This is a genomic window from Massilia yuzhufengensis (assembly GCF_900112225.1).
Classification (GTDB): domain Bacteria; phylum Pseudomonadota; class Gammaproteobacteria; order Burkholderiales; family Burkholderiaceae_D; genus Telluria; species Telluria yuzhufengensis.
This window is the reverse complement of the sequence record NZ_FOLD01000005.1, coordinates 230,410-255,748: the sequence shown is the minus strand read 5'-3', so window position 1 is coordinate 255,748 and position 25,339 is coordinate 230,410. Positions and strand designations below refer to the sequence as shown.

Below are 25,339 nucleotides of genomic sequence, written 5' to 3'. Positions count from 1 at the left end.
AAAGTGACCCAACTTGGTCAGCTGGCGATAGATCACGTACCCGCAGCAACCTGCCTCGTAGCACACGGACAGCTTTGCACCGCCTTTGGCCAACTGCGCCATCAGCTTCGCTATCGCGACCGGCGTGTTCGTGATCTCTCCATAGAAACGAGGCTCACCACCAGCGCTATCCGCAATTGACACCGCGATCGTCGCCTTATGGACATCCAAGCCAACATATTTGCTAAACTCGTTCATGACCTACCTCCTCAATTGCGGCTCTGCGCCGAAAGGTTCACCAACCCTCAGCGTAACCCGCGCTTGTTGAGGTTGGTAGGTCAATACATTCTGTCTACGTTTCGGCTATCATGTGCGCCACTATCAAGAACAAAGTGAACGCACACGATGGAGTACCTGGCGCTGGCAGGCAAGGGCATGGTCGACTATGGATGGCGCATCCTGTACGCCTCCATGATCCTGTTCGTGCTCGAACTCATCTTCGGCTGGAACAAGTATTCGCTCAAGTCGCGCCTGCGCGGCGCCCTGCTGTGGGTGGTCTACATCGCTATCACGGTCGCCTTCCTCACCGCCTTTAATGCGTTGTGGAACAAGCTGGGCGTTACGCCACTGGTGACAATCACCCTTGCCGAGTATTTCGCCTCCGAGAACAAGCTGGTGACCATCCTCGGCTGGATCGCCGCCCCGATCCTGGCCGTCATGGCGAGCGACTTCTTCTATTACTGGTTCCACCGCGCCCAGCACACCTGGGCTTTCCTGTGGGCCTTCCACGCCGAGCATCACGCGATCCGCGAGATGAGCGCCTGGAACAGCAACCACCACTGGACCGAAGAGATCTTCCGCATCCCCTTCATCATGATCCCGATGAGCCTGCTCATCCGCGTCGATCCGGGCTTCGTGCCCGTCATCGCGTGGCTGCTCATCGGCGCCCAGGGCCAGTACATCCATTCGCACACCCGCTTGTCGCTGGGGCCGCTGCGCTACATCGTGGCCGACAACCGCTTCCACCGTATTCACCACTCGGTCGAGCTGCCGCACTGGAACCGCAATTTCGGTTCCTTCTCTTCGGTATGGGACATGGTGTTCCGCACCGCCTACTTCCCGAAGCGCAACGAGTGGCCGGACACCGGCCTGGACGAGCACGACGAGGCGCAAACGGTGCGGGAATACCTGTTCCGGCCTTTCCAGAAGCTGCGCGGAAAGGCTTGATCGCTGTCGGGAATATTTACACTCGGAATTGATTGTTGCAAACTACATCATTTAACTAGCTGATAAGAAACACTATTTAATTTCTGGCATCATTCTTGCTCTTGTTTGGATATCCCATCCATACGACAACAGCACAATGAAAAACCTGAACCGCTCCCTCCTCGCCGCCGCTCTCCTGTGCAGCGCCGCCACTGCCTCCGCCAGCATCCTGGTGGCCAACGATAACTTCGTGGCCGGCCCGAAATCCACCAGTGTCAAGGCAGTCACGAGCGGCGAGGGCTGGACCGGCGGGTGGCAGAGCAAGACGCCCGACACGGTGCGCATCAACACGGCGGCCGGCGCCGCCAGCGGCGCGCTTGAATTCGTCGGCAATGCGGATAAATCGGCCTACCGTAACTTCGCCGAGTCGCAGGATGGCGGCCTGCTGGTCGACTTCACCTTCCAGTTCAGCGGCGCCCTGGTCAACAATACCTTCATGGGCCTGTGGTTCGGCGACCATACCGGCCCGAACATCGGCCTGAAGGCCAACTGCGATACCGGCAAGGAAATCGTCAACAAGGTGGTCGTGCCATGCACCAAGGACCTGTTCGTGCGCATCGCCGGCACCGGTGGTGTCTACCTGCCGGGCAGCGAGGTCGTGGCGGGCGTGACCTACCACCTGTTTGGCCACCTCTACAAGGATGCGGGCGCCGGCACCTATAACCGCTTCGACGCCTGGCTCAACCCCACCGCGGCCGAGATGCAGTCGCTCACCGGCTGGGACGCCAGCGCCAGGGGCGTGACGGCCCTGCAGTCCATCGATACCATCGGCTTCCGTACTGCCAATATCGCCAAGGGCACCACCCTGCGCGTGGACGACCTGAACTTCGCCGAGGTACCGGAGCCGGGCAGCGTCGCGCTGTTCGGCCTGGCGCTGGCAGGTATGGGGGCCTTGCGCCGCCGCCGCGAGGCGTGATGGCAAAGGGGGGCGCCGCAGGCGTCCCCGGCGATGCTTAATTGCAACGGCTTGAAAAGCCAGGGCCGGGCCGGGCGCGGTAAAATGCCGATATGACTTCCCCGACTTTTACCCACCTCCGCGTCCACTCCGAATACTCGATCGTCGACGGCCTCGTCCGTATTGACGACATCGTCGGGGCCGCCGCGAAGGACAAGCAGCCGGCGCTGGCCGTGACCGACCTGGCCAATATGTTCTGCCTGGTGCGCTTCTACAAGGCGGCGCGCGGGAAGGGGATCAAGCCGATTGTCGGGGTCGACGCCTGGATCACCAACGACGACAACCGCGACAAGCCCTCGCGCCTGCTGATCCTGGCCAAGAACCACACCGGCTACCTGCAGCTGTGCGACCTGCTGTCCCGGGCCTGGCTCACCAACCAGTGGAAGGGCCGCGCCGAGTTCCGCGCCGAATGGCTCGAAGCCTTGGCCACCAGCACATCGACCCTGGAACCGGACGCCCCCCAGGACAATGGCCTGATCGTGCTCTCGGGCGCCGGTTTCGGCGACATCGGCCAGGCCATCGAGCAGGGCGATATCGTGCGCGCCGAACGCGCCGCCGAGCGCTGGGCGCGGGTCTTCCCGGGCCACTTCTACATCGAGATCCAGCGCGCCGGCCAGGCCAACCAGGAGCAGGTGGTGCGCCACTCGGTGGCGCTGGCCAATCGCCTCGGCCTGCCGGTGGTGGCGACCCACCCGGTGCAGTTCCTGAACAAGGACGAATTCATCGCCCACGAAGCGCGCGTCTGTATCGCCGAAGGCGAGATGCTGGCCAACGCCAAGCGCGTGCGCCGCTTCAACGAAGAGATGTGCTTCAAGACGCAGGACCAGATGGCGGCGCTGTTCGCCGACCTGCCGGGCGCGCTCGCCAACTCGGTCGAAATCGCCAAGCGCTGCAACGTCACCCTCACGCTGGGCAAACCGCAGTTGCCGGATTTCCCGACGCCCGACGGCATGAGCATCGGCGACTTCCTCATCGCCGAAACCAAAAAGGGCCTGGAAGAACGCCTGGTCCAGCTCTACCCGGACCCCGTAAAACGGGAAGCCGAGCGCGCGCGCTACGAAGCGCGCCTGGAGTTCGAGAACAACACCATCATCAACATGAAGTTCCCCGGTTACTTCCTGATCGTGGCGGAGTTCATCCAGTGGGGCAAGAACAACGGCGTGCCGATCGGCCCGGGCCGCGGCTCGGGTGCGGGTTCCCTCGTTGCGTATGCACTGAAGATCACCGACCTCGATCCGCTGAAGTACAACTTGCTGTTCGAGCGCTTCCTGAACCCCGAACGCGTCTCGATGCCCGACTTCGACATCGACTTCTGCCAGGAAAAGCGCGAGCTGGTGATCCAGCACGTAAAAGATCTGTATGGACGTGATGCAGTATCGCAGATCGCCACCTTCGGCACCATGGCCGCAAAGGGCGCGATCCGCGACGTCGGCCGCGTGCTCGATTTCGGCTACAACTTCTGCGACGGCATCTCCAAGCTCATTCCGTTCAAGCCGGGCAAGCAAGTGTCGATTGCGGAAGCGATCGAAGAAGAACCGCTGCTCAAGGAACGCCTGGAGAACGAGGAAGAGGTCAAGCAGCTGCTGGAGCTGGCGCAGCAGGTCGAAGGCATCACCCGCAACATTGGCATGCACGCCGGCGGCGTGCTGATCGCGCCCGGTAAACTCACCGACTTCTGCCCGCTGTACTCGCAGAGCGGCGACACCGGGGTAGTCTCGCAGTATGACAAGGACGACGTGGAGGCCGTGGGCCTGGTCAAGTTCGACTTTTTGGGCCTGACCACGCTGACCATCCTGGACCGCGCGGTGAACTATATCCGCGCGCTCGACCCGGTCGACGCCGGGTTCAACCTGGAATCGCTGACGCTGACCGACCGGCCCTCGTACAAGCTGCTGTCGGACGCCAAGACCGTCGCGATCTTCCAGCTGGAGTCGCGCGGCATGCAGGGCATGCTGAAAGATGCGCGTCCCGACCGCTTCGAGGACATCATCGCGCTCGTCGCCCTGTACCGCCCGGGCCCGATGGACCTGATTCCCGACTTCTGCAAGCGCAAGCACGGCGAGAAGTTCGATTACCCCGATCCGCGCACCGAGTCCATCCTGTCCGAGACCTACGGCATCATGGTCTACCAGGAGCAGGTGATGCAGATGGCGCAGATCGTCGGCGGCTACTCGCTGGGCGGCGCCGACATGCTGCGCCGCGCGATGGGCAAGAAGAAGGCCGAAGAGATGGCCGAGCACCGCGAGATCTTCCGCGCCGGTGCCGCCAAGGATGGCCTGTCCACCGCCAAGGCCGATGAAATCTTCGACCTGATGGAGAAGTTCGCGGGCTACGGCTTTAATAAATCGCACGCGGCCGCCTACGCGCTGCTGTCCTACCACACGGCCTACCTGAAGGTGCACCACACCGCCGCGTTCATGGCAGCCAACATGTCGCTGGCGATGGAAGACACCGACAAGATCAAGATCCTGGTCGAGGACGCGATCGATGTCTGCAAGCTCACCCTGCTGCCGCCGGACGTCAACGAATCGCAGTTCCGCTTCACGCCGGAAGGCCCGCCGAAATCCGTCACCGGCAAGCAGGTGTCGAATATCCGCTACGGCCTCGGTGGCGTGAAGGGCGCGGGGCAGGGCGCGATCGAGGCCATCATCGCCGCCCGTACCGAAGGTGGCAAATTCAAGGACCTGTTCGACTTCTGCCTGCGCGTGGACCGCAAGCAGATCAACCGCCGTACCATCGAATCCCTGATCCGCGCCGGCGCCATGGACGCGTTCGGCGTCGACCGCGCGGTGCTGCTGGCCACGGTGGGTTTTGCGATGGAAGCGGCAGGGCAGGCCGCGGCCGCCGCCAACCAGGTCAGCCTGTTCGGTGGCATTGATTCCGACCTGGTCGCGCCACCCGAATACGTCAAGGCCACGCCCTGGACCGACCGCCAGAAGCTGGCCGAGGAAAAGATCGCGCTCGGCTACTACCTGTCGGGCCATATGTTCGACTCGTACGCGCTTGAAGTGCGGCGCTTCGCCAAGACCAAGCTCAAGGACCTGGAACCATCGCGCGACCCGCGCATGCTGTGCGGCGTGATCACCGGCGTGCGCACCCAGATGACCCAGCGCGGCAAGATCCTGATCGTGTCGCTGGACGACAAGACCGGCGTGGTCGAAGTGACGGTCTACAGCGAACTGCTGGAGCAGAACAAGAACGCCTTCAAGGAAGACGAGTTCCTGCTGGTGGTCGGCAAGGTATCCGAAGACCGCTTCAACGGCGGCCTGCGCATCACCGCCGAAAAAGTCTTCGACATCGCCGCGGCGCGCATCCAGTATGGCTTCAAGCTCGAGATGGACGTGGGCCTGGACCTGAACCCGGCCAAGCTGGCCGAGGTGCTGCAGCCCTACCGCCAGCAGGACGGCATGCCGGTCAGCCTGCGTATCAAGCCGCAGGGCGTGGAGGCGGTGCTGCAGCTGGGAGATGAATGGCGCGTGGCGCCGTCGGATACGCTCAAGCAGCAGCTGGAGCTGGTGATCGGGGCGAAGGATGTGGCGGTGGAGTACTGATCCATGCGCCGCTGCACGAGCTGATCCGGCTTATCGCGCCGGCGGCGCCATCGAAGCCGTTTCAGCGGCCGCGGTACTTGTCGTGGAACGCGGCGAGCGGCATCGGCTTGCCTAACAGGTAGCCCTGGTAGGCCTGGCATCCCTTGCCGGCCAGGCCATCGAGCTGCGCCTGGGTTTCGACACCCTCGGCAATCACGTGCAAGTCCAGCTTCTTGCCTAGCGCGATGATCACCTCCACGATCGCCTCGCTCTGCTCATCCTGGACGAAGCTCTGGTCGATCTTCAGCGCGTACAGGGGAAGGCGGCGCAGATAGTTCAGCGACGAGTAACCGGTGCCGAAGTCGTCGATCGAGAAGCACACGCCGTGGTGGCGCAAGGTGTGCATCTTGCCGATCACGTCTTCGACATTCTGCGCCAGCAGGCTCTCGGTCAATTCCAGGCAGATCCGCCCTGGCGGCAAATCTGCCCCCTGCAGTGCGGCCAGCGTCTGTTGGACGAAATCCGGATGGTGCAGCTGCTGGGCGCTGATGTTGACCGAGTAGCACAGGCGGCCCAGTATCGGATCGTCGCGCCACGCGGCCACCCTGCGGCAGGCCTCCTCCAGCACCCAGGCGCCGATCGGCATGATCAGGCCGCTGGTTTCGGCAAGCGGGATGAAGTCGCCGGGACCGACCAGCCCCCGCTCCGGATGCTGCCACCGCAACAACATTTCACCACCGGTCAGAGTCAGATCGGCGTCGAACTGGGGCTGGCAATACAAGGTGAACTGCTTGCCGCCGATGGCGTCGCGCAGCCGCGCCTCGAGCGCGCTGCGCTCTTCCACGGCACGCTGCATTGCCGGATCGAAGAAGCGCAGCATTCCGCGACCGGCCGCCTTGGCGCTGTACATCGCCAGGTCGGCCTGCTTGAGCAGGACGTCGGCCTGGTTGGCGTCAGGGCCGAATATGGCGACCCCGATGCTGGTGGTGACAAGGTATTCCACGCCAGGCAGGAAGAATTTTTTTCCGGCCGCCGCCAGCAGTTTCGCGGCAATGCCCTCGATTTCGCCTGCAGCGTCGAAGGGCACGGTGCCGAGGTCCTGCAGCAGGACGACGAACTCGTCGCCGCCGAAACGGGCCAGGTGATCGGTTTCCCGCAGCGCATGGCGCAGGCGCTCGCCGAACTGGCACAACATCGCGTCGCCGACGTCATGTCCAAGGGTATCGTTGAGGTCCTTGAAATTGTCGACGTCCAGGAACAGGATCGCGCCGAGCTGGCCGGTGCGCGCGCTCCTGGACAATACCGACTGGAAGTGTTCGACCAGCTGGCGCCGGTTTGGCAAGCTGGTCAGCTGGTCGAAATAGGCCAGCTGGTGGATGCGCTCTTCGCTCTTCTTGCGCTCGGTGAGGTCGGAATTGGTTCCCGATACCCGCACCGCTTTCCCGTGCACGTCGCGCAATACGAAGCCGCGCGAGAGCACGGGGACGTAGTGGCCATCCTTGTGTTGCAGCCGGAACTCCACCTCATAGGTGCTGCCGTCTTTTAATGCATTCCGGTAGGCCCGGTCGGTGGCGCTGCGGTCGTCGGGGTGCAGCAGGCGCGACCACAGTTCTGGGTCTGGCGGCAACTCTCCCGGCAGGCGCCCGATCATGGTCCACCAGCGCTCGGAATAGTAAATCTGGTTGCTGGTCAGGTCCCAATCCCAGGGCGCGTCGTTGGTGCCGAGCAGGATCAGTCGTAAGCGTTCTTCCGACTCGCGCAGCGCGTTTTGCGTCGTCTTCAGTTCGGTACAGTCGGTAAAGCTCACGCACACCATCACTGGTGCACCCTCGTTGTTGGTGGTCAACAGTGTGTTGCATATCAGCCATTTGAGCAAGGTGCCAGACGGGGCGCGCACGCCCACCACCAGGTCGCGCAGGTCCGTGCGCAGCGCCAGGCTTTGCAACGCGGGATACTGCTGCTCGGGCATCTGGAAGCCTTCGCAATTGACGAAATCCCATCTGCCGTCGTGGGCGCTGGCGGAGAGCAGTTCGTCTTTCGTCAGGCCGAGCAGGGCGGCAGCAAGCGCGTTGGCATGGGCCACCCGCCCATCGCCGTAATGCACCACGACGCCAGCCGGGAGATGTTCGATGAAGCGCGAGAACTCCGCGCCCCAGCCACCGTGTGCCAGCTGGCTGAGCAGGTCAAGGGCGGACTCGCCATGCGCGCTCATGGCCCCGGGATTGGGCGCGTCATTCTCTGTGATGGATGAGGACATGAGCAGCGAGCCTGAGGGTTGTCTGGGACAGCATTCGACGCGCGGGAATGCACGGCTCGAATTGTCAGGAATGCTAGCATGCTGCGTCAGTGAAGAGCGCACCGTGCGGCGAACCGGAAATATTTCTTTATTGCACATCGGAGTCGTGATACATTTTTCAATGTTCGAAACACCATAGAAGGAGCGTCGCGTGCACACCCTGTCACAACTCCGGAGCGATTTCGACCAGCGTTCGAAGGGTTCGCTATCGATGCCCATTGCCGGTCTCGCCGTCTGGGCCGTCGTCGGCGTGATGGGGCTGGTATTGCCGTTCAAAACGGCGGTTCTGGCGCTGGTCTTCGCCACCGGTGCGATCTTCCCGCTGGCGATGTCCATCTCCCGGCTGCGCGGCGAGCAGCTGCTCGACCGGTCCAATCCCCTGGCCCGGCTGATGGGCGTGTGCGTGGTGATGGTGAACCTGCTGTGGGCCGTCCACATACCCTTGCTGGTGTACGCGCCGCAGTTCGTCCCGCTCAGCCTTGGTATCGGGCTGGGGCTGCACTGGATGGTGTATTCCTGGATCATCGGCCATCCGCTTGGCTACCGCCATGCGAGCCTGCGCAGCGTGGGGCTGCTGGCGGTGTGGTTCGCGTTTCCCGGCCACCTGGTCACGGCGTCGGCCGTGGTCGTCGTGCTGGCCTATGCGTTCACCCTGGCCGAGATGCGCGCCCGGCCGGTCGCCGGCGCGGCGCCGGTGGAGGCCGCAGCCGCCTGACGGGCCACCCTGTCCTCACCCCACAGGCGGCATGAATGCGGGATCATTGGCATGTTCCCGCAAGCCGATCGTCGCCTGCACCGTCTTGTTCGCCGCCCGCTCCAGCACCACGCGCCGGTTGCTCGATTCCTCGTCGCGCTTGGCCTCGCGGTGCCACAAGTGCAGCACCTCGGTCGCAAACGCCCCATCCTTGCGCAGCACGCCCGCGTGGAACAGGCGCACCACGAGGTCCGAATCCTCATGCCCCCACCCGACGAAGCTCTCGTCGAACCCGTTCACCTTCTCCAGGTCCGAGCGCCACACCGCCAGGTTGCAGCTCTTGATGCGGCGCCAGCTGAACGAGCGCCGCTCGCGGCCGGCGTCGGGCAGCCGGAACAGCATCTGCAGCACCTTGTTCATGTCGCCGCGCAGGCGGTAGCGCAGCTTGTCCGCCAGGCCAATCACGGGCAGGTCGATTTTTTCAAGCAGCGCCTTCTGCGTGAGGCCGGGACTGAGCAGGATGCGGCTGCCGGACACCAGGAAGCCCGGCCGCGCCAGCGCGCGGTGGCGGGCGACGAAGTCGCGCTGCGGCACGCAGTCGCCGTCCAGGAAGATGATATAGTTGCCGGTTGCCGCCAGCGTGCCGCGGTTGCGCGCCATCGCGGCGCGGAAGCCGTCGTCGGGCTGCCACACGTGCTTGAGCGGCATCGGCGCGCGTGCGCGCAGGGTGTCGAGCAGGTCCCGCGTGTTGGCAGTGGAGCCGTCATCAGCGATAATGATTTCAAAATTCTTGTCGTCCTGCCGGAACAGGGCCTCCACCACCGCTTCGAGTGCGTCCGGGCGGTTATAAGTGGTGATCACGACCGAAATGCTTGGGGTTTGCTGCATGGGACTCCAATAAAACACGCGCTCAGGGTTCGCAAGAATATCGTACAAGATCATGAATGAACAATAATCAGACGAAAATCGGGGTGCCGATGCAGCGCGGAATCGGCCTCCTGGTTTTCCTGTTCCCCTTCCTCAGCCTCATCACCCCTTCCGGTATCGGCTTTTGCAGCCTCGCTTTCCTGCTCGCCGCGCTCATCGTGCCGCGCAAGGCGTGGGCGGCGATGGCGCCGCACTGGCGCGACATCCGCTGGGTGGTGGCGGCGTTCGGCTTCAACTTCCTGCTGGCGCTGGTGTGCCTGCTGGCGCGGCCGGAAACGCAACTCGAATACCTCGACAACCCCTCGCGCATGCTGTTCGGCCTGAGTGCGGCCATGCTGGTGGTGCTGGCGCGCCCCGCCCGCGCCACCCTGTGGTGGGGCGTGATCGCCGGCGCGCTGGCGGCGCTGCCCTTCATCGGCTACCAGCGCATCGTGCTCGATATCTACCGTCCCGGCGGCTGGCTCAACGCCATCACCTTCGGCGACATCGCGCTGTGCCTGGCGCTGGTCGCGCTGGCCGCCGCCATCGACTACCGCCACAGCACCCGCAAGGCGATCTTCCCGGCGCTGGGCGCCGTGGCCGGGCTGGCGGCGACCGTGGTCAGTGGCACCCGGGGCGGCTGGATCGCGCTGGCGCTGGCGGCCGTGCTGTTCCTCACCTATGCCCGGCTGCTGCGCAGCCGCCGCGTGCGCCTGCTCCTGATCGGCAGCTTCGCGCTGTTCGCCTCGACCTTCTTCATCCCGGCCGCCGGCGTGCAGGAGCGGGTCGGGCAGGGCGTGCACGACGTGCGCACCTGGCTCGATGGCGGCAGCGCCTTCACCAACGTCGGCATCCGCCTGGAGCTGTGGAAGGGCGCCGGCTACCTGATCGAAGCGCGCCCGCTGTTCGGGCTCGACCCGAAGACCGCGCGCGCCGAACTGCGCAAGCTCGCCGAACAGGGCAAGATCCAGGACGTCGTGCTGCCCTTCGAACACCTGCACAACGACGCCCTGCAGGCGATGGCCACCGGCGGCGTGTTCGGCCTGCTGGCCTGGTTCGGCATCCTGGCCACGCCGTTCGCTTTCTTCGCCCGCAGCCTCGGCGCCGGAGCGCGCAATGGCGGGGCGCGCTCCTCCCAGCAGTTCGCGCCGGCGCTGGCCGGCATGCTGGTGGTGCTCAGTTACTTCAGCTTCGGCCTGACCGAGGTGATCTTCTGGTCTTTGAAGGGCAGCATGTTCTACGCACTCATGGTGTTCCTGCTCATGGGGTTCTGCCTGAACGCGAAAGACGACATGGACAAACAAATGGATAGTCAACGTGGAAAATAAGGTCGTCGTCAAACGCCTGCTGGCGGTGGTCAAGCCCTACCAGACGCGCTCCTGGATGGCGCTGCTCGCGATGGCGCTCACCGCCGCGACCCAGCCGCTGCTGGGCAAGGCCCTGCAGCTGCTGATCGACAAGGGCTTCGAAGAGAAGGTGCCGTTCAGCCTGTGGTGGATTCCCGGGGTGCTGGTCTCGATCTTCATCCTGCGCGGCATCGGCACCTTCGCCACCGCCTACCTCAACAACTGGGTCACCAGCCGCGTCCTCAACGACCTGCGCGCGATGGTGTTCAACCGCGTGCTGCAGCTGCCGGTGGCGCGCTTCCATGAAGAATCCACCGGCAAGATCATCAACACCGTGGTGGGCGACGTGCGCCAGGTGGTCGACATGCTGCAGTCGGTGTTCGTGGCCTGCGTGCGCGACACCCTGGTCGTCATCGGCCTGCTCGCCACGCTCTTGTACCTGAACTGGAAGCTCACGCTGGTGGCGATCGTCGTGATCCCGCTCACCGCCGTGATCGTGCGCACCACCACCGGCCGCCTGCGCCGCCTGAACCGCGAGAACCAGCGCGTCACCGCCGAGATGACGCAAGTGGTGGAAGAAGCCACCCGCGGCCACCAGGTGATCCGCGTGTTCGCGGGCGAGCGCTACGAGCGCGCCCGCTTCCACGCCCGCAGCGAAGCCCTGCGCGGCTTCTCGCAGCGCATGACGGTGGCCTTCGCGGCCACCACGCCGATTACCCAGATTGCCACCTCGATCGCGCTGTCGCTGGTGATCGTGCTGGCGATCCAGGCCAATATGACGCAAGGCGAATTCGTCCAGTTCGTGACCATGATGCTGATGCTGCTCACGCCCCTCAAGTCGCTGGCCGAAGTCAACGGCCCGATGCAGCGCGGGATCGCCGCGGCGGAAACGGTGTTCTCGGTGATCGATTCGCCGGCCGAGCTTGATACCGGCACGACGGAACTGGGACGCACGCAAGGCCACCTGCGCTTCGAGAACGTCAGCTTCCGCTACCCGAACGCGATGAACGACGCCTTGTCGAACGTGACGCTCGACGTGCAGCCCGGCCAGACGGTCGCGCTGGTGGGCATCTCGGGCGGCGGCAAGTCCACTTTCGTCAGCCTGGCCACGCGCTTCTACGATCCACACGAGGGCCGCCTGCTGCTCGACGGCGTGCCCTACCAGGCTATCCGTCTGGCCAGCCTGCGCGCACAGTTGGCGATGGTGAGCCAGAACGTGGTGCTGTTCGACGACACGCTGGCTGCCAACATCGCCTACGGCGTCGAGAAGATCGACTACGAGCGCCTCGCGTCGGCGGTGAAAGCCGCGCACCTGACGGACGTGGTGGCCAAGCTGGAAGAGGGCGTCGAGACGCGCATCGGCGAGAACGGCATGCGCCTGTCGGGCGGCCAGCGCCAGCGCGTGGCGATCGCGCGCGCGATCTACAAGGACGCACCGATCCTGATCCTGGACGAAGCCACGTCGGCGCTGGACAACGAATCCGAACGCGCGGTGCAGGCGGCGCTGGAGTCGCTCATGCAAGGCCGCACCACCATCGTCATCGCGCACCGGCTGTCGACCATCGAACGGGCGGACCGGATCGTGGTGATGGAGCATGGAAGGATCGTGGAGCAGGGCACGCACGCGGAGCTGCTCGATGCGAATGGGATGTATGCGAATTTGTATCGCTTGCAGTTTGTGGCGGCGGATAGCGGGGCGAGTTCGTAAGCGAGTGGCTGCGGTACGAACTTGGGTTCCGGCCTTCGCCGGAACGACGGTCTTTGAGCTAGCAACTAGCGGTAGCACGTCGTCCCGGCGAAGGCGGGAACAATGCCACTGGCATTGTTCCCGCCAATTTGACCTTGCTTTTAAGATTAACTCGCGTAATGCGCCGCCTCCCCCGGCCGCTCCGCATCCTGCCCACGCCTGCGGTCCTGCACCGCCTCCAGGTACCGCCGCAGCGCATCGTCCAGCGACGGCAGCAGCAGCGCCCGCTCGCTCGACAGCGCACTGAACCCGGGCCGCCGCGCCGCATACCCGCAGTGCTCCGCCGACACCACTTCCAGCCTTGACGCATCCACCCCCGCCGCATCGCAGGCGCGTCGCGCCAGGTCGGCCCAGCTGAGCGCCTCGGCATTGGTCAGGTGCCACACGCCGCGTTCGCGGTCGATCAGCAGGTCGAGCGACACGTTCACCAGGTCCGGCACGTAGGTCGGCGAGACCACCATGTCGCCAGCGGCCTGGAAGGTCTGGCCGGATTCCAGCGCACCCAGCGCCAGGGTGACGAAGTTGTGGCTGTCCCAGGGCCCGAAGAAGGCGCTGGTGCGGATCACCAGGGCTTGCGGGTCGGCGTCCAGCACGCTTTGCTCGGCTTCCATCTTGCTGCGGCCGTACACGCCGAGCGGGTTGACGGCGTCGGACTCCACATACGGCGCGCCTTTGCCGCCATCGAATACCAGGTCGGTCGAGAAGGTCATGAAGCGCAGCTGGTGGCGGATGCAGGCCAGGGCCAGGATGGTCGGGCCCAGCGTGTTTTCGCGCATGCAGCGCTCGGCGTCGCCTTCGGCTTCGTCGACCCGCACATAGCCGCCGGCATTGATGATCGCCCACGGCTTGTAGCGCGCGATGGCCGCTTCCACCGACTGCGGTTCGGTGATGTCCATCTCCTGGCGCGTGAGCACGTGGTAGGCCAGGTTGCGTTTCTCGCAGATGCGGGCGTAGGCCGAGCCGAGGGTGCCGGTGGCGCCGGTGATCAGGATCGGCTGCACCACGTGCGACTTGAACTGGCTGCGGATCGCGATGTCGGCCACCGCGGTACGGGTCGCCACGGGCTTGCAGAAGAAGCGCCCCGGGCGGCGCCACCAGCCTTCGCCCTGCAGCACGGGGCTCGACAGCGTGCGGCCGGTGGCCAGTTCGCGCATCAGGGTGGCCACGGCGGTGGGGCGTGGCTCGCCGCCGCGCACGTCGAAGGGGCCCGGCTCGTAGTAGCCGCGGCATTCGGTGACGAGGCAGTTCCAGTCGTAGGAGCCGAGCAGGGCCCAGACCGTCACGGCGCGGATATCGGCGCCCTGCTGCCTGGCCTTGCGGGCGGCGTTCCAGATCTCGACCAGCCAGCGCAGCTGGTCTTCGCGGTTGGCGTCGATGTGGGCTTCGGTGATGGCGATCGGCAGGCGGTAGCGTTCCCAGGTTTCCATCAGGAGCGGCGCGATGCCCGGGGTGGGCGTGGCCAGCGCACGCGGGGTCTCGATGTCGGCGTGCGGGATGCCGCGGTAGACGTGGCGGCGGTTTTCCGGATAGCGCTCGGGACGGTGGTCGAGCCAGCGCTCGCTGGTGGCGTAGTAGTTGACGCCCATGATGTCGGGCGGGCAGGGGTTGTCGCGGAACCACAGCAGTTCTTCTTCGCTCGCGCTGGCGTCGAGCAGGTAGTTCCACAGCGCGTGCTGCTGGTCGACCATCCCGCACAGCAGGTCCCAGGCCAGCCAGCGGCGCTCGTTGAAGAAGGCCGTGATCTCTTCCATTTCGGGGGTGCCGTAGGTCTTGGACAGGTCGTCGGTCTGGACCAGCTTGGCCGCCGGATTCACCGCGCGGATCGCGCGCATCGACAGCACCACGGCGCGGCACTGGTTGAGCAGGGCGCGGATGAAGGTGGCTTCGTCGCCGCCATGCGGGTACCAGACACCTGCCAGGCCGGAAAAGCGCGCCGTCGTCAGGGGTTCGTTGACCGGGGTGTAGTACTCGACCCAGGGGTAGCGCCGGGCTACCGCGCCGGCGTACTCGGCAAGCTTGTCGGGAAAGGCGGGATCGACCAGGCTGGTGTCGCGCGGGCCGCTGCCATGGTGGATCAGGCCGACGATGGGCGTGACGCCCAGTTGCTGCAGCGCCGGCAGGCGCTCGTCCGGCCACGACCAGTCGGCCGATTCGATGCCCTCGGGCGCGGTACGTTCCCATAACACCGGATAGCGGATGGCCTTGATGCCCAGGGAGGCGAACCGTTCGATATCTTGCAGGCGCTCCGCGTGCCCATTGCGTTCCATCTGGCTGAAGTAGTTGTCGCGTACACGGTTGACCGTGCATTCCAGTCCGCCCCACAGGGCGAGCTCCAGGGAGTGGTCCGGCAAGGACGTCATCGGTATGTTCATCGTTTGACCCGCGTTTTGTGAAGACAGCGCCTAGGCTAATTGGCAAGTGCGACGAGTTGTGTGAACTGGCGCACATATACAGGCCTTTTCGGACCAGTCCTACTTTTTATGGGCAATTTCTGCGTTTCCGGAGCTAACTTCGGTCAACGAGTAATTATTGTCGGCATCAAAACGTTCCGGCCGGGTGCGCCACGCAGGGCGGCACTTCGGCGACAATGCTTCCAACAGGAGAATGCAATGTATATGGTGTACTGGACGATGATTGAAGGCGACACCTGCACGCCCCACGAGAAGCTGTTCGAGACCACGGACATGGTGGCGGCGATGCAGTGCATGGAAGCGCTGCGCAAGCGCCAGCGCGACGGCGAGCCGCTGCGCTTCATCACCATGTCGTCCGAGCATCCGGACCTGGTGGGCCATCCGGGCGTGGATGTGACGGGGCCTGGCTACGATTGGAAAAAGCGGCGCCGGTGACGTAGGGTGGTCGGCTCTGCCGACCGCGCGTTCAAGCAGATCCAGCTTCACCACACGGCATGCCGGAGTCGAACGCGCGGTCGGGGAGCCCGAACACCCTACGCCGCCAGCGAAAACGCCTCGGCAATCGACACCAGCTCGCCGGTTCCGGCCGCGTCGTAGCCGGGCAGCGCCGCCACCGTCTTGTGGTAGGACGGCTGGCGCATCAGCGCGAGCAGCTGGCACATCGCCGCGCCATCGAGCGCATCGCGGCGCACCGCGAAATAATAGGTCTCTCTCACCAGCGGAATGAAGTCGAGCTTGAACTGGGCGCTGGCCGCGCGCATGCCCACGCCCGCATCGGCCATGCCGCTGGCGATGTAGGCAGCCACCGCCGAATGCGTGAACTCGGCGCTATTGAAGCCATTGATCGCCTCGAACGGCGGCCCCTCGGCCGCCAGCATCATCTCCAGCAGCATGCGGGTGCCGGAGCCGGCCTGGCGGTTGACGAAGCGCACCTCCGGGCGCGCCAGGTCCGCCAGGCCGCGCAGGCCGAGCGGATTGCCGCGCGCCGTCATCAGGCCCTGCTCGCGTCCCGCCACCCGCACCAGGCAGTGCTGGCCCGGGTCGAGCCAGCGCAGGTACCAGGCCGCGGTGGGCGCTTCGAAGCGCCCGATCGGCACGTGGAAGCCGGCCAGGTCGCATTCGCGCCGCGCCAGCGCCATCACCGCATCGGTGCTGGTGCGGTAGCGCGAATCGAGGGGCAGGGTGTCGCGGTCGATGCAGCCCATCAGCGCCGCCACTGCGAAGCCGTGACTGGCGTCCAGCCGCAGCGGCTGCGATTTGCTGGCCGTGATGCGGCCCAGTTCCACTTCCAGTTCCGAGGCCAGGCTTTGCAGGGTGGGCGACAGGCGCGCGGCGATGCGGCGGTCGGCCCAGACCAGTTTTTGCGCCAGCGGCGTGAGCGCGGTGCCGCGTCCGCGCCCGGTCTGCAGCAGCTGCTCGCCGAACAGTTCCTCGGCCGCGCGCAGCAGGCCCCAGGCATAGCGGTAGGACAGCTTGACCGATTTGGCCGCCTGCGCGATCGAGCCGGTGTCCTGGATCGACAGCAGCAGCCCGAGCAGGTCGCCGGTATCGAGCGGCGCTTCTCCCTTGACGCTGATTTCCCAGTGCGGGCGGATGTGAATGTTGAGCATATGCTTAAAATAGCCTATTTCTTGCTAAAAAACATCGTGCTACCCTCCTCGAAACAATAAATTTGACGATTAAAATATGCTTTAAAAAGCATATTCCGATACCTGCAATAATTGGAGGGGACATGGCTTTATTTGGTTTTCTGGATAAGGAACACACGATCGCGGGGCCCGGCTTCAACCGCTGGCTGGTACCGCCGGCGGCCTTGGCGATCCACCTGTGCATCGGCATGGCCTACGGCTTCTCGGTGTTCTGGCTGCCGCTGTCGAAAGCGCTCGGCATCACCGAATCCTTGGCCTGCCCGGCCGACATGGGCTTCATGGCGCAGGTGATGGCGACCACCTGCGACTGGAAGATCTCGATGCTCGGCTGGATGTACACGCTGTTCTTCGTCTTCCTGGGCCTGGCGGCCTGGCTGTTTGGCGGCTGGCTCGAGCACGCCGGCCCGCGCAAGGCCGGCCTGGTGTCGGCCGTGTGCTGGTGCGGCGGCCTGGTGATTTCCGCCTTCGGCGTCTACACCCACCAGATCTGGCTGATGTGGCTCGGTTCCGGCGTCATCGGCGGCATCGGGCTGGGGCTGGGCTACATCTCGCCCGTGTCCACCCTGATCAAATGGTTCCCCGACCGCCGCGGGATGGCGACCGGCATGGCCATCATGGGCTTCGGTGGCGGCGCCATGATCGGCGCCCCGCTGGCCGACCGCCTCATGAAGTATTTTGCCACCCCGGCCTCGGTCGGCGTCTGGGAAACGTTCCTGGCCCTGGCCGCGATCTACTTCGTGTTCATGGTGGCCGGCGCGATGACCTACCGCGTACCCGCCACCGGCTGGAAGCCCGAAGGCTGGACCGCGCCGGCCAAGACCGCCAACACCATGATCACGGCGCGCCACGTGCACGCCAGCCGCGTCTGGGGCATTCCGCAATTCTGGCTGATCTGGGGCGTGCTGTTCCTGAACGTCTCGGCCGGCATCGGCATCCTGGGCATGGCTTCGCCCCTGCTGCAGGAAGTCTTCGGCGGGCAGCTGATCGGCGTCGACCTCGGCTTCAACGAGCTCGATGCGGCGCAGAAGGGCCAGATCGCGGCGATCGCCGCCGGCTTCACCGGCCTGCTGTCGCTGTTCAACATCGGCGGCCGCTTCGCCTGGGCCTCGTGCTCGGACTACATCGGCCGCAAGGCGACCTACTTCGTGTTCCTGATCCTCGGCTTCTTCCTGTACGCAGCGATCCCGTCGATGGCGCACGCCGGCCAGCTGGCCCTGTTCGTCGGCTTCATTTGCATCATCCTGTCGATGTATGGCGGCGGTTTTGCCACCGTGCCGGCCTACCTGGCCGACCTGTTCGGCACCCAGATGGTCGGCGCGATCCACGGCCGCCTGCTGACGGCGTGGGCGGCGGCGGGCGTGCTCGGCCCGATCCTGATCAACTACATCCGCGAGTACCAGATCGCCAATGGCGTGCCGAAGGCGCAGGCGTATGATGTGACGATGTACGTGCTGGCCGGACTGGTCGTGGTGGGCATCGTGCTCAATGCGATGATCCGGCCGGTGGCCGACAAGTACTTCATGACCGACGCCGAGCTGGCGGCCGAGAAGAAGCTGGCGCACGAACGCGACGTCAGCGCTTCGAGCGGCATGCGCACCGGCGGCGGCGCCGCCGGCGTGGCCAGCAGCCCGGCCGTGACGGCGTTTGCCTGGATGGCGGTGGGCATCCCGCTGATGTTCGGCATCTGGGTGACGCTGCAGAAGGCGTCGGTGCTGTTCAAGTAGCAAACATGTGGTGAGCGTGGGCGGTGTTCCCGCCCACGCGTCGAACTACCAACTGACACACTGAATACCTGGGGCGAACCATGAACCACCCGATCATCCCGATTGCTGTCGCCAACACCGGCGCCACCCGCCAGCGCAAGCGCGAAGCCCCCAAGGGCCGCCGCGTCGACCCGCAGGCGCTGCTTGATGTGCAGGCCCTGCTGGGCAGCCAGTCGCGCCAACCCGACCTCTTGATCGAGCACCTGCACAAGATCCAGGACCGCTACGGCTGCCTGTCCAGCGCCCACCTGGCCGCGCTGGCCCAGGAGATGCGGCTGGCGCAGACCGAGGTCTACGAGGTCGCCACCTTCTACCACCACTTCGACGTGGTGAAAGAGGGGCAAGCCGCACCCGCCGCGCTGACGGTGCGCGTGTGCGCCGGCCTGTCCTGCGAGATGGCGGGGGCCCAGGCCATGCTGGCCAAGCTGCCTTCCTTGCTCGGGCGAGAAGTGCGCGTACTGGCGGCGCCCTGCATCGGCCGCTGCGAACAGGCGCCGGCCGCGGTGGTGGGGCAGCATGCGGTGCCGCATGCGAGCGTGGACAAGCTGGTGGCCAAGGTCGCGCGCGGCGAAACGGTGGACGCCGCCGGCGGCCATGTCGGGTACGCGGCCTATGTCGAGGCCGGCGGCTACGCGCTGCTGCGCGACTGCGTCGCCGGCCGCCACGACGTGGAGCAGGTGATCGGCACGCTGGAAGCCTCCGGCCTGCGCGGCCTGGGCGGCGCCGGCTTCCCGCTGGGACGCAAATGGCGCATCGTGCGGGCCGAAGCCGGCCCGCGCCTGATGGCGATCAACATCGACGAAGGCGAGCCGGGCACCTTCAAGGACCGGGTCTACCTCGAACACGACCCGCACCGCTTCCTGGAAGGCGCGCTCATCGCCGCCTGGGCGGTCGGCATCGAGGCCATCTATATCTACCTGCGCGACGAATACCACGGCTGCCGCGCCATGCTCGAAGCCGAGCTGGACCAGCTGCGTGCGAATCCGCCGGCGCCGGGCATGCCGCCTATCTTCCTGCGGCGCGGCGCCGGCGCCTATATCTGCGGCGAAGAGTCGGCCATGATCGAATCGATCGAGGGAAAACGCGGCATGCCGCGCCTGCGCCCGCCCTACGTGGCCCAGGTGGGCCTGTTCGGCCGCCCGACGCTGGAACACAATTTCGAATCGCTGCACTGGGTGCGCGAGATCCTGGAGCGCGGCGGCGACTGGTTCGCGAGCTTCGGCCGCAACGGCCGGCGCGGCCTGCGCTCGTTCTCGGTCTCGGGCCGCGTGCGCGAGCCCGGCGTCAAGCTGGCGCCGGCCGGCATCACGATCCGCGAGCTGGTCGAGGAATTCTGCGGCGGCATGCAGGACGGCCACGACTTCTACGCCTACCTGCCGGGCGGCGCCTCGGGCGGCATCCTGCCCGCGTCCATGGACGACATCCCGCTCGACTTCGACACCTTGCAGCCCTATGGCTGCTTCATCGGCTCGGCCGCGGTGGTGGTGCTGTCGCACCACGACAGCACCATGGCCGCCGCGCGCAACACGATGCGCTTCTTCAAGGACGAATCCTGCGGCCAGTGCACGCCTTGCCGCAACGGCACCGCCAAGGCGCTGGCGCTCATCGAACAAGTCACCTGGGACACGGGACTGCTGGGCGAACTGTCGCAGGTGATGCGCGACGCCTCGATCTGCGGCCTGGGCCAGGCCGCGCCCAACCCGGTCGACTGCGTCATCAAGTACTTCCCGCACGAGTTGACCCAAACGCAGGTGCAATCATGAACGCCCCGACTCCTACCGTCTCATTCCAGCTCAATGGCCGTGAGGTCCATGCGCTGCCCTACGAAACCCTGATCGAGGTCGCCGCGCGCGAAGGCATCGAGGTGCCGCGCCTGTGCTACAAGGAAGGCATGGCGTCGGTCGGCAATTGCCGCTCCTGCATGGTGGAGATCGACGGCGAGCGCGTGCTCGCCCCCTCCTGCTGCCGCAGCCCGGTCGCCGGCATGAAGGTCGCCACCGACAGCCCGCGTGCGCTCGCCGCCCAGAAGATGGTGCTCGAGCTGCTGCAGTCCGACATGCCGGAAGCCGAGTACACCCGCAGGAACGAAGTCGACATCTGGGCCGAAAAACTCGGCGTCGGCAAGCCGCGCTTTCCCGCCACTCGTGCGCAGCCGCAGGCGGACCGCAGCCACGCCGCCATCACCGTCAACCTGGACGCCTGCATCCAGTGCACCCGCTGCGTGCGCGCCTGCCGCGACGAGCAAGTGAACGACGTGATCGGCCTGGCCTTCCGCGGCGAAGGCGCGAAGATCGTGTTCGACCAGGACGACCCGATGGGGGCGTCGACCTGCGTGGCCTGCGGCGAATGCGTGCAGGCCTGCCCGACCGGCGCCCTGATGCCGGCGCGCGAAGTGGCGCTGAACATCCCGGACAAGCAGGTCGATTCGGTCTGCCCCTACTGCGGCGTCGGCTGCCAATTGACCTACAACGTCAAGGACAACAAGATTTTGTACGTCGAAGGGCGCAACGGCCCGGCCAACCTGGGCCGCCTGTGCGTCAAGGGCCGCTACGGCTTCGACTACGCCCACCACCCGCACCGCCTCACCAAGCCCTTGATCCGCCGCGCCGGCATGCCCAAGTCGGGCGACTTCACGATGGACCCGGAGCGCGTACTCGAGGTATTCCGCGAAGCGAGCTGGGAAGAAGCGCTTCAGCTTGCCGGCGGCAAGCTGGCGCAGATCCGCGAGCACCACGGCGGCGCGGCGCTGGCCGGCTTCGGCTCGGCCAAGGGCAGCAACGAAGAAGCCTACCTGTTCCAGAAGCTGGTGCGCACCGGGTTCAAGACCAACAACGTCGACCACTGCACCCGCCTGTGCCACGCCTCCTCGGTGTCGGCCCTGCTGGAGGGGATCGGCTCGGGCGCGGTATCGAACCCGGTGATGGACGTGACGCGCGCCGAGGTCATCGTGATCATCGGCGCCAACCCTACCGTCAACCACCCGGTGGCGGCGACCTGGATCAAGAATGCCGTCAAGGCCGGTGCGAAGCTGGTGGTGCTGGATCCGCGCCGCTCCGAACTGGCGCGCCACGCCCACCGCTACCTGCAGTTCAAGCCCGATACCGACGTGGCGCTGCTCAACGCGATGATGCACGTGATCGTCACCGAAGGCCTGGTGGACGCAGGCTTCATCGCCAGCCGCACCATCGGCTACGAGGAACTGGAACGGAACGTCGCCGACTACAGCCCGGAGGCGATGGCGCCGATCTGCGGCATCGATGCCGAGACCATCCGCTACGTGGCGCGCCTGTATGCGACCTCGAAAGGATCGATGATCCTGTGGGGCATGGGCGTGTCGCAGCACGTGCACGGCACCGACAATGCGCGCTGCCTCATTGCACTGAGCCTCATGACGGGCCAGATCGGCCGTCCCGGCACCGGCCTGCATCCGCTGCGCGGCCAGAACAACGTGCAGGGCGCGTCCGACGCCGGCCTGATCCCGATGATGCTGCCGGACTACCAGCGCGTCGACAACCCGGCCGCGCGCGAACGCTTCGAGCAGGCCTGGGGCGCCACGCTCGACCCGAAGCCCGGCCTGACCGTGGTCGAGATCATGGACGCCATTGACGCCGGCCAGATCCGCGGCATGTACATCATGGGCGAGAACCCGGCCATGTCCGACCCCGACGCCAACCACGCCCGCGCCGCGCTGGCCGCGCTCGAACACCTGGTGGTGCAGGACATCTTCCTCACCGAGACCGCCTACCTGGCCGACGTGATCCTGCCGGCATCCGCCTTCCCGGAAAAAACCGGCACGTTCACCAATACCGACCGGCTGGTGCAGCTGGGCCGCCAGGCGATCGACCCGCCGGGCGAGGCGAAGCAGGACCTGTGGATCATCCAGCAGATGGCCAACCGCCTCGGCCTGCCCTGGGATTACCAGCATGTGTCGGAAGTGTTCGACGAGATGCGCCGCATGATGGCGAGCATCGGCGGCATTACCTGGGAACGCCTGGAGCGCAACGGCGCGGTGGTGTATCCCTGCATGAACGAAGGCGACATCGGCCAGCCGGTCGTGTTCACCGAGCTGTTCCCGCGCGAAGGGGGCAGGGCGCGTTTCGTCCCGGCCGACATCATTCCCGCCGACGAGCGTCCCGACGCCGACTACCCGATGGTGCTCATCACCGGCCGCCAGCTCGAGCACTGGCATACCGGCAGCATGACGCGGCGCGCCACGGTGCTCGACGCCATCGAGCCCGATCCAGTGGCGCTGGTGCACCCGCTCGACCTGGAACGCATGGGCATCACGCCCGGCGCGCCGATCACGATCGCCTCGCGCCGCGGCGAAGTGGTGCTGTATGCGCGGGCCGACGACAGCTCGCCGGTGGGTGCGATCTTCGTGCCTTTCTGCTACTACGAGGCGGCCATCAACCGCCTCACTAACGCGGCGCTCGACCCCTTCGGCAAGATCCCGGAATTCAAGTACTGCGCGATCAAGGTCACGCCGGGCGGGGAGGTGGAAGCCCAGGGGAGTTACGGTGGCGGCCAAATCCTGGCCGGCATGGCACAATTGGCAACATGAACCACCAGGACCAGCCACGCTACCGCCCGCTTTTGTCCAACGCCAGCGCGCCCCTCACGCATGAGGTGAGCGCGCTGGACGAGCGCGGGCGGGCGTCCAGCATCGCCATTCCCGCCGAGCGCCCGCTTACCGTGTATGTGGACAAGCGCGAGATCGTCACCTTGATGACGCTGGGTGGCGCGCCGGAAGCGCTCACGCTGGGCTACCTGCGTAACCAGCGCCTGCTGCGCAGCCTGGACGACATCGTGTCGATCCAGGTCGACTGGGCGGTCGATGCGGTAGCGGTGGTCACGCGCAGCGGCATTGCCAATGTCGAGGAGCGCACCGCGAAGAAGGTGGTCACCACCGGCTGCGGCCAGGGCTCGGTGTTCGGCGGCCTGATGGACGAGGTGGACCAGATCGTGCTGCCGCCGGGCGCCCGCCTGGCGCAATCGGTGGTGTACCGCATCGTCGAGACCATCCGCACCCAGCAGTCGATCTACAAGCAGGCCGGCTCGGTGCACGGCTGCGCGCTGTTCTCGCATGACGGCGAGCTGCTGTACTTCGTCGAAGACGTGGGCCGCCACAACGCGGTGGACGCCATCGCCGGCCTGATGTGGCTTGACGGCATGGAGGGCGGCGACAAGCTGTTCTACACCACCGGCCGCCTGACGTCCGAAATGGTGATCAAGGGCGCCCAGATGGGCATTCCCTTCCTGCTGTCGCGTTCCGGCACCACGCAAATGGGCCACATGGTGGCGGGCAAGGTGGGCATGTCGCTGCTGGCGCGCTGCACCGGCAAGCACTTCCTGCTGCTGGCCGGGCACGAGCGGCTGGTGTTCGAGCCGGACCTGCTCGAACCACTGAACGCCCCCCGGATGGCCTGACGTGCTCGACGCAACATCGCATGCCTTCGCGCTGCTGTTCTCCGGTGACGAAGCCTTGTGGCGCATCGTCTGGGTCTCGCTCAAGACCAGCATCCTCGGCCTGCTGCTGGCTGCGCCGCCGGCCATCCTGCTCGGCTACGCCATTGCCATGCACCGCTTTCCCGGGCGGCGCCTGGCCATCTGGCTGGCGCAGGCCGCGCTGTCGCTGCCAACCGTGCTCATTGGCCTGCTGCTCTACCTGCTGCTGTCGCGCCGCGGGCCGCTGGGCGGGCTCGAATGGCTGTTCAGCCAGCAGGGCGTGATCCTGGGCCAGATGATCATCGGCCTGCCGGTGCTGCTCGCGTTCACGCTGGCGGCGGTGCAGGCGGCCGACCCGCGCTACGCCGAGACCGCGGTGGCCCACGGCGCGTCGCGCTGGCGCGTGATGGGCACGGTGCTGCACGAGGCGCGTTATGGCGTGATGGCGGCCGTGATCAGCGGCTTCGGCCGCGTCATTTCGGAGGTGGGCTGCGCGCTGATGGTGGGCGGGAACATCGAAGGACAGACCCGCACCATCACCACGGCGATTGCACTGGAAACCAGCAAGGGCGAGTTCGCGCAGGGGATCGCGCTGGGCATCGTGCTGGTCGCGCTGGCGCTGGTGCTGAACGGCGCACTGGTGCTGCTGCAGGGCGAAGCCCACGCGGCCGGGGGCCGGACATGACGCCGCTGCTGCGCATCCATGGACTGCGCAAGCGCCACGGCGAGCGCACCCTGTTCGACATCGACACCCTGGCCATCGAGGCCGCCGGCGCCTATGTGCTGACCGGCGTGAACGGCGCCGGCAAGTCTACCTTGCTGCGCACGCTCGCGGGCCTGGAACGGGTCGATGCCTGCACCGTCGAATTCGAGGGGCGCAGCATGCCCTTGTACCCGTACCCGAAAGCGCTGCGCCGCGCCATCGTGTTCGTGCACCAGCATCCGATCCTGTTCTCGACCAGCGTGTTCCATAACATCGCCTACGGCCTGCTGGCGCGCGGCGACAGCCGGCGCAGCGTCGCGCCCGTGGTCGAGGAAGCGATGGCCTGGGCCGGCGTGGCCCACCTGCGCGATACCGAGCCGGCCCGCTTGTCGGGCGGCGAGAAGCAGCGGGTGGCGCTGGCGCGCGCCCGCGTGCTGCAGCCGCGCCTGCTGTTGCTCGACGAGCCCACCGCCAACCTGGATGGCCCGGCGCGCGAGCAGGTCATGGCCCTGATTCCTACCCTGCTCGATGCGGGCAGCAGCGTGGTGATGGCCTGCCACGACCGCGACCTGATCGGGCTGCCCGGCATCCATCGCCTGAAGCTGCGCGACGGCCGCCTCGAACTTCGCTGATTCCCACCCACCCAAGG

General features: G+C 66.0%; 17 protein-coding genes and 1 pseudogene. 13 read left to right on the top strand and 5 right to left on the bottom strand.

The features are described 5' to 3' along the window. Positions 1-237 (bottom strand): annotated as a pseudogene (locus tag BM031_RS07100) (IS110 family transposase); the annotation flags it as partial. Between the two features lie 147 nt (positions 238-384). Here BM031_RS07100 and BM031_RS07095 point away from each other — a divergent pair. From BM031_RS07095 to dnaE, 3 genes are all read left to right on the top strand, one after another. Next, on the top strand, positions 385-1,206 hold the full coding sequence (locus BM031_RS07095; protein ID WP_091872978.1) for a sterol desaturase family protein: 822 nt from the start codon (positions 385-387) through the stop codon (positions 1,204-1,206). A gap of 136 nt (positions 1,207-1,342) precedes the next feature. Continuing rightward, positions 1,343-2,161 (top strand): PEP-CTERM sorting domain-containing protein, encoded by an 819-nt coding sequence (locus tag BM031_RS07090; RefSeq protein WP_091872976.1) that lies wholly within the window; start codon positions 1,343-1,345, stop codon positions 2,159-2,161. Between the two features lie 92 nt (positions 2,162-2,253). After that, positions 2,254-5,751 carry a DNA polymerase III subunit alpha gene (gene dnaE / locus BM031_RS07085; RefSeq protein WP_091872973.1) on the top strand — a complete coding sequence of 1,166 codons (3,498 nt, stop codon included), beginning with the start codon at positions 2,254-2,256 and terminating at the stop codon, positions 5,749-5,751. A gap of 61 nt (positions 5,752-5,812) precedes the next feature. Here the strand turns inward: dnaE and BM031_RS07080 are convergent, their stop codons facing one another. Beyond that, positions 5,813-7,987, bottom strand: coding sequence for a putative bifunctional diguanylate cyclase/phosphodiesterase (locus tag BM031_RS07080; protein ID WP_229408682.1), 2,175 nt, complete (start codon positions 7,985-7,987; stop codon positions 5,813-5,815). A gap of 190 nt (positions 7,988-8,177) precedes the next feature. Between BM031_RS07080 and BM031_RS07075 the strand changes: the two genes are divergently transcribed. Further along, a complete protein-coding gene (locus BM031_RS07075) occupies positions 8,178-8,741 on the top strand; it encodes a DUF7010 family protein (RefSeq protein WP_218147572.1) in 564 nt (187 codons plus the stop codon). A 15-nt stretch (positions 8,742-8,756) separates the two neighbouring features. Here the strand turns inward: BM031_RS07075 and BM031_RS07070 are convergent, their stop codons facing one another. Beyond that, positions 8,757-9,608, bottom strand: a complete 852-nt coding sequence (locus BM031_RS07070; protein WP_091872970.1) for a glycosyltransferase family 2 protein — start codon at positions 9,606-9,608, stop codon at positions 8,757-8,759. Between the two features lie 56 nt (positions 9,609-9,664). Here BM031_RS07070 and BM031_RS07065 point away from each other — a divergent pair, with 56 nt between their 5' ends. Together BM031_RS07065 and msbA are read left to right on the top strand one after the other, a co-directional pair. Continuing rightward, entirely contained in the window at positions 9,665-10,954 is a 1,290-nt protein-coding gene (locus tag BM031_RS07065) for an O-antigen ligase family protein (RefSeq protein ID WP_091872968.1), read from the top strand. Beyond that, entirely contained in the window at positions 10,944-12,680 is a 1,737-nt protein-coding gene (gene msbA, locus BM031_RS07060; RefSeq protein ID WP_091872965.1) for a lipid A export permease/ATP-binding protein MsbA, read from the top strand. The genes BM031_RS07065 and msbA overlap by 11 nt, the downstream gene beginning before the upstream one ends. Positions 12,681-12,826: 146 nt before the next feature. Here msbA and BM031_RS07055 read toward each other — a convergent pair whose 3' ends face one another. Next, positions 12,827-15,079 (bottom strand): family 1 glycosylhydrolase, encoded by a 2,253-nt coding sequence (locus BM031_RS07055; RefSeq protein ID WP_091872963.1) that lies wholly within the window; start codon positions 15,077-15,079, stop codon positions 12,827-12,829. 249 nt (positions 15,080-15,328) lie between these two features. On the opposite strand from BM031_RS07055, the gene BM031_RS07050 reads away from it, so the two are divergent. Further along, positions 15,329-15,565: a hypothetical protein gene (locus BM031_RS07050; RefSeq protein WP_091872961.1), complete on the top strand. Its 237-nt coding sequence runs from the start codon at positions 15,329-15,331 to the stop codon at positions 15,563-15,565. 98 nt (positions 15,566-15,663) lie between these two features. Here BM031_RS07050 and BM031_RS07045 read toward each other — a convergent pair whose 3' ends face one another. After that, a complete protein-coding gene (locus tag BM031_RS07045) occupies positions 15,664-16,740 on the bottom strand; it encodes a substrate-binding domain-containing protein (protein ID WP_091872959.1) in 1,077 nt (358 codons plus the stop codon). Positions 16,741-16,862: 122 nt separating this feature from the next. Here BM031_RS07045 and BM031_RS07040 point away from each other — a divergent pair, with 122 nt between their 5' ends. The 6 genes from BM031_RS07040 to BM031_RS07015 all read left to right on the top strand — a co-directional run bounded on the left by BM031_RS07040 (position 16,863) and on the right by BM031_RS07015 (position 25,322). Next, positions 16,863-18,503: an OFA family MFS transporter gene (locus tag BM031_RS07040; protein WP_091872956.1), complete on the top strand. Its 1,641-nt coding sequence runs from the start codon at positions 16,863-16,865 to the stop codon at positions 18,501-18,503. A gap of 80 nt (positions 18,504-18,583) precedes the next feature. After that, positions 18,584-20,305, top strand: coding sequence for an NADH-ubiquinone oxidoreductase-F iron-sulfur binding region domain-containing protein (locus tag BM031_RS07035; RefSeq protein WP_091872953.1), 1,722 nt, complete (start codon positions 18,584-18,586; stop codon positions 20,303-20,305). Beyond that, complete coding sequence (gene fdhF, locus BM031_RS07030; protein ID WP_091872951.1) at positions 20,302-23,103, top strand: formate dehydrogenase subunit alpha; 2,802 nt, start codon at positions 20,302-20,304, stop codon at positions 23,101-23,103. The genes BM031_RS07035 and fdhF overlap by 4 nt, the downstream gene beginning before the upstream one ends. Beyond that, the gene (locus tag BM031_RS07025) at positions 23,100-23,969 is read left to right on the top strand and encodes a formate dehydrogenase accessory sulfurtransferase FdhD (RefSeq protein WP_091872948.1); all 870 of its coding nucleotides are present in this window, start codon (positions 23,100-23,102) and stop codon (positions 23,967-23,969) included. Before fdhF ends, BM031_RS07025 begins: the two co-directional genes overlap by 4 nt. Position 23,970: 1 nt before the next feature. Further along, positions 23,971-24,672, top strand: a complete 702-nt coding sequence (locus BM031_RS07020) for an ABC transporter permease (RefSeq protein WP_091872946.1) — start codon at positions 23,971-23,973, stop codon at positions 24,670-24,672. Then, the gene (locus BM031_RS07015; RefSeq protein WP_091872943.1) at positions 24,669-25,322 is read left to right on the top strand and encodes an energy-coupling factor ABC transporter ATP-binding protein; all 654 of its coding nucleotides are present in this window, start codon (positions 24,669-24,671) and stop codon (positions 25,320-25,322) included. Before BM031_RS07020 ends, BM031_RS07015 begins: the two co-directional genes overlap by 4 nt. Positions 25,323-25,339: the final 17 nt, after the last annotated feature.